Here is a 3282-nt window from a genome sequence, read left to right on the forward strand (position 1 = left end):
CCGGGTAGTCCTTCAGCATCCGCTGGAACTTGCCGAAGGCCCGGGCCGAGGCGGCAAACCGCTCCGGCGTCTCGGCGCACTGGAGGCACATGGTCCCCTCCAGAAAGGGATAGACCCGCCAGGCCCCGCCCTCGGGATCGGTGTGGAAATAGGAGCCGTCCCTGGCGGCGCACAGGGAGAGGGTCTCCCGGTCCGGGTCGCCTCCCTGGGCGGCGATCTCCTTTTTCAGGTAGTTGGTGATCCCCGCGATGTTGGCCATCACCTGCTCCGGGTGGTGGAAGGCGTTGCGGGAGATCCGCTGGAGGATGAACCGGCGGCAGGGGTCCTCCCCCGGCTGGGTGTGGACGCAGAAGGTGTCGTTGATATGGCCGGAGCCAAAGCGCACCGCGCCCACAATTTCCCCGCCGAAATCAAAGGCGTCCAGCGCCTCCTGTAAGTATTGCTCAGCAGGCGCCATGCTCACACGCTCCCCACAGATCGTCGGGGTAAAGGCCTGCTTCGGTCATGGCCTTCACCGCCGCCACCACCACCGGCTTGTCCTCCCGGTAGGTGACGCCGTACCACTTGTCGGCGCTGCGCAGCACCTTCACCCGGGCCTTGCCCTCCTCCAGCAGCTGGGTCACCACGCTGGGCAGGAAGTACTCCCCCTTCTCCGGATTCTCCGCCAGGGTTTTGTCCAGAAAGGCAGGGAACCGGGCCTGGGCCTCGATGAGGAAGCTGCGGGTAAAGCCCCACAGGTTCATGGATACGATGGTGTCGCCGCTGAGATGGGTCCAGGTCTCCCCCCCGTCCTCGGTGCAGCGGGCGTCGTCCCCATCCTTTTCGATGTGGGTGTGTTCCACTACCTCTTTCAGGTAGTGGTCCCCGGTCTCGGCGCACACCCCCCGGGCCACATGGCCATGCTCGGTGACGGTATTGCCCAGACGATAGCCCACCATAGCAAACTCATAGCAGCCGGGCTGGTCGGGGTGGCTCTCCAGGTACTGGTAGATCTCCCGGAAGGCCTGGGGTCCGTAATAATCGTCGGAGTTGATGACGGCAAAGGGGCCGTCCACCACCTGACGGGCGGCCAGCACCGCATGGCAGGTGCCCCAGGGCTTCACCCGGCCCGCCGGCACGGCGTAGCCCTCCGGCAGGTCGTCCAGCTCCTGATAGGCGTACTTGACATCCATCACGCGGCTGAGCCGGTCGCCGATGGCGGCTTTGAAGGTCTCCTCGATCTGGTGCTTGATGACAAAGACCACCGTCTCAAAACCTGCCCGGCGGGCGTCATAGATGGCATAGTCGATGATCATTTGGCCATGATTTCCCACCGGGTCGATCTGCTTAAGACCGCCGTAGCGGCTGCCCATACCGGCCGCCATGACCACAAGAACAGGCTTGTTCATGCCTTTCGTTCCTTCCTTCTCTCAAAGTGCCCGGGCAGGACGGTTTCCCGCCCATTTTACAGGCTTACTTATTATATACGTCCCGTTGCCAATGTGCAACCCGGGAATGGCAAGATTCCTCAAATCTCTCGCCCGTCCCAAAACAAACGCCGCCCCCGCCGCAGTGCGGCAGGGGCGGCGGCGCTTTACATGGGCTCGCTCACCACTTCGGCTTTGATCAGGTTGGTGGTACCCGACTTGCCCAGCGGCACGCCGGCGGTAATGACCACGGTCTCGCCGGGCTTCACGACGCCCTCCTTCCGGGCCACGTCCACAGCCAGGGAGAACATCCGGTCGGTGGAGTCCACTTCGCCGGACAGCAGAGGCTTTACACCCCAGGAGATGGCCAGCTGACGGCGGGTGGATTCGGTCTGGCACAGCGCCACAATGGGGCAGGCGGGACGGAAGCGGGAGATCACCTTGGCGGTGTAGCCCGACTTGGTGGCCGCCAGGATGGCGGTGGCGTTCAGATCCATCGCAGTCAGGCAGCAGGAGTGGGTGATGGCGTCGTTGATGCCGCCGATCTCAGGCAGCAGATTGCGCTCCCGGAACCGCCGCCAGTAGCTGATGGCGTTCTCGGCGGAAGTGACCACGTTCACCATGGTCTGGAGGGCATCCACCGGGTACTTGCCGGAGGCGGTCTCGCCGGAGAGCATAACGCAGGAAGTGCCGTCGAACACGGCGTTGGCCACGTCGGACACCTCGGCACGGGTGGGCCGGGGATTGCGGATCATGGAGTCCAGCATCTGGGTGGCGGTGATGACCGGCTTGCCCTGGCGGATGGTGGCCTTGATCATCTTCTTCTGCAGGATGGGCACCTCATGGGCGGGGATCTCCACGCCCAGGTCGCCCCGGGCCACCATGACGCCGTCGGCGGCCTCCAGAATGGACTCCAGATTGTCCACGCCCTCCCGGTTCTCGATCTTGGCGATGATCCGGATGTTCTCGCCGCCCTCATGCTTGCACAGCTCGGCCCGGATATCCTCCACATCGCTGGCCTTGCGGACAAAGGAGGCGGCAATGAAGTCAAAGTCGTTCTCCACGGCAAACTTCAGGTCGTCCTTGTCCTTATCCGTCAGAGAGGGGAGCATGATGCTCACATCGGGGATATTGATGGATTTATTGTTGGACAGGGGCCCGCCGTTCTCCACGGTGCAGTGGATGTTATGGCCTTCCACCTTCTCCACCAGCAGCTCGATGAGGCCGTCGTCCACCAGAATGCGGCAGCCGGGGCCCACCTCTTCATGCAGGTTCAGATAGGTGACGGACACCTGTTTTTCATTTCCTTCCACCTCGTCGGTGCTGAGGGTGAATTCCTGGCCCTTCTCCAGGGTCACAGGGCCGGCCACAAAGGACTTGATGCGGATCTCAGGGCCCTTGGTATCCAGGATGGTGGCTACAGGGCGGCCCAGGGTGTCCCGGACGGACTTGAGCATGGTCAGCCGGGCAAGCTGCTCGGCGTGGGTGCCGTGGGAAAAGTTGAAGCGGGCCGCGTCCATGCCCCCCAGGATGAGCTGCCGGATGGTCTCTTCATTGTCCACAGCGGGGCCCAGGGTGCAGATGATTTTCGTCTTTCTCATGTCCTACCTCCATAGGTATGCAAATATGACTCTAAAAAAATCCGGGACTATCATACACCAATCTTTCCGTTTTGCATAGAGGTAATTTTCATTTTAACCAACTTTCGGAGGTTTTTATCAGAAATATTTACAGCTGATACGCGCTAAGCATAAAAAAAGACTGTCCCTTCACTCAGGAACAGCCTTTTTTTCCACTATTTTGTGTTTGCTTACCATTTTAGCGGCACCTAAAGCTATACTAACTGGTTTCTCTTTCCGCGAGACAGCCGCAGGGC

At 61.3% G+C, this 3282-nt stretch carries 2 protein-coding genes and 1 pseudogene; all 3 read right to left on the bottom strand.

Annotation, left to right across the window (positions count from 1 at the left end; all coding sequences use genetic code 11):
• A pseudogene (locus Q0K43_RS10750) lies at nt 1–457 on the bottom strand (phosphotransferase); the annotation flags it as partial.
• Nucleotides 444–1388: a sugar phosphate nucleotidyltransferase gene (locus Q0K43_RS10755; RefSeq protein ID WP_297290524.1), complete on the bottom strand. Its 945-nt coding sequence runs from the start codon at nt 1386–1388 to the stop codon at nt 444–446. The gene Q0K43_RS10755 and the pseudogene Q0K43_RS10750, both read right to left, overlap by 14 nt.
• 185 nt (nt 1389–1573) lie before the next feature.
• Nucleotides 1574–3007 carry a pyruvate kinase gene (gene pyk, locus Q0K43_RS10760; protein WP_297290525.1) on the bottom strand — a complete coding sequence of 478 codons (1434 nt, stop codon included), beginning with the start codon at nt 3005–3007 and terminating at the stop codon, nt 1574–1576.
• Between the last annotated feature and the right edge of the window lie 275 nt (nt 3008–3282).

The sequence above is a fragment of the uncultured Flavonifractor sp. genome (assembly GCF_944383115.1).
In the GTDB taxonomy this organism is placed as follows: Bacteria; Bacillota; Clostridia; order Oscillospirales; family Oscillospiraceae; genus Flavonifractor.